3 protein-coding genes are annotated in these 1,466 nt (G+C 48.9%); all 3 read right to left on the reverse strand.

Annotation, left to right across the window (positions count from 1 at the left end; all coding sequences use genetic code 11):
• Positions 1-121: 121 nt before the first annotated feature.
• Positions 122-325: a transposase family protein gene (locus KDK14_RS21545; RefSeq protein WP_373691012.1), complete on the reverse strand. Its 204-nt coding sequence runs from the start codon at positions 323-325 to the stop codon at positions 122-124.
• 284 nt (positions 326-609) lie between these two features.
• Positions 610-1,158 (reverse strand): hypothetical protein, encoded by a 549-nt coding sequence (locus KDK14_RS00065; protein WP_257262969.1) that lies wholly within the window; start codon positions 1,156-1,158, stop codon positions 610-612.
• 3 nt (positions 1,159-1,161) lie between these two features.
• A partial coding sequence (locus KDK14_RS00070; RefSeq protein ID WP_257262971.1) for a hypothetical protein occupies positions 1,162-1,466 on the reverse strand: 305 nt, incomplete at its 5' end.

The raw sequence follows: 1,466 nt of genomic DNA on the forward strand, positions 1-1,466 counted from the left end.
TGATTAATTGGCAACCGCCCTGCTAAAAGCAAACGTAGCTTCAGTGGTAATCAGAAATGGTTATGATAAAAGCATCAAGAAGCATGAATTCGTGATTCAATGAATGTCCGTACAGCCGATTCTAGCGCCCTGCAATGACTGCACAAATGACTAAGAGCAGAATATCAGCAAGTTTATGATCTACTTTCCATTGTTGACGTGCGTCATAAATAACAGATAGCCTATTCATTAAATCAAATGCATTCATTTCAAGAACATCCAAATCTTTTTTATATAAGGCACTGGATGTATATTTTTTTCTATAAGGGAATGTCCTTATAGCCATTGAGCCCAATGGCTTCGGGGGCTTTCATGATTTTTCCCTAGGACGCTACCCGCTGCCCGCCTCCCGCTGCCCGTGTGTGCTTCTGCGGGCAGCGGGTGGCGGGAAGCAGGCGGCGGCTTTTTGCCAAATGTGGAAGTTATTTCGGGACAAATCCTAAGCTGGAAATAGAAGACCCGGGCATGCACTCAAGATCAAGCTTGAGGAGTGGAACCGGGCACTGTTGTGGCAAACATACAGGCTGCCAGGGCATTAAGAAACCGATACAAATCCGACTTGTCGAAAACTTACCCCAGCCCTGCCAGATCCAGAAACGCCTCGACAACCCGATACACCTGACCATAAGTAAATGTCTGGGGCAATGGCCAGTATCTGCCATGGGCCAGCCAATGCCGGTAGTGGTAAGCCGATTTAAGCTCCCCGATCACCCGACGGTTAGCGGGATCCAATTGATGAGACTTCCAGACATCCAACAGATCATCCCATCGGACCTGTCGCCCTCTCACCTGGTAAAGATCCCGCAAAGCCCTGGATACTGCATCTTTAAAACGCTTTCGACAGCGTTTCTGATAATCTAACCGCACTCGTGCCTCACACATCGCAAGGGCCGATAGCGAACTGTGCCGCTCAAGCTCCAGACGAATGGCTCGTAACGTCAAGCGAACATTGCGGATCATTGCTGCATTACCAGTATGCCGCTCCAGCAACCCAGTCTCATAATGATCCAGAGCCTGCAACAAAGTGAAGTGATACCGCTGGATATCCACCAACCGCAAAACCGGTGACTGTACACTGGTCTCTGAAAAAGCATCTACGGACAACGGAACGCGAACCACGTATCAGGCACCATGCGCTTCAACAATAGTTAACAACGCATCCGTAAAAGAACCCTCATTCAACAAGTTAAAAACAGGCTTGTTTTCACCCTGGGTTTCGATACACCAGGCCCAACCGGAAGCAATGGCTGAATTTATTTCCGCACCTTCAACACGGTCACGGGTTACGCGCGAAAGTTCAATATCACCATAAGGTCCCTCAACGGTCAGCGAACCTTTACAGCCAAAGTACATGGTACCCGAAGGTTTGAACTTGACGGTATCCCGGCCAATGGTGATCAGGAGCGCCGGCACCTCATAGCTACCAA

Source organism: Endozoicomonas sp. ONNA2 (assembly GCF_024606365.1).
Taxonomy (GTDB): Bacteria; Pseudomonadota; Gammaproteobacteria; order Pseudomonadales; family Endozoicomonadaceae; genus Endozoicomonas.